The organism is Aquimarina macrocephali JAMB N27 (assembly GCF_000520995.1).
GTDB lineage: Bacteria > Bacteroidota > Bacteroidia > Flavobacteriales > Flavobacteriaceae > Aquimarina > Aquimarina macrocephali.
Genome location: NZ_JACA01000055.1, coordinates 1 through 316, shown reverse-complemented (window position 1 = coordinate 316; position 316 = coordinate 1). Strand labels below are relative to the sequence as shown.

Sequence of the window (316 nt, the reverse complement as noted above, 5' to 3'; positions counted from 1 at the left end):
CCAGGGTGTGCTGGGATTAACAGTTTTCCATACAGTGAGAGTTTTGAGTCTGATTTTGGAGTTTGGACCAATGCTACAGGAGATGATATTGATTGGACCCGAGATTCAGGAGGTACTCCATCGAGCGGTACTGGTCCTGCAAGCGGACAGGATGGTTCATTCTATCTGTATACCGAAGCATCGACCAATGTCACTCCGGCAGGTAGTCCAAATAAAGTAGCTTTATTAAATAGCCCTTGTATAGACTTAACAGGAGTTACAAGCATTTCATTAGAATTTGGATATCATATGCAGGGAACTGCTATGGGTAATATGG

The 316-nt window shown here is 43.4% G+C and carries 1 protein-coding gene; it reads left to right on the top strand.

The window, feature by feature from the left end:
• A partial coding sequence (locus Z054_RS29200; RefSeq protein ID WP_035093478.1) for a hypothetical protein occupies positions 1 to 316 on the top strand: 316 nt, incomplete at both ends.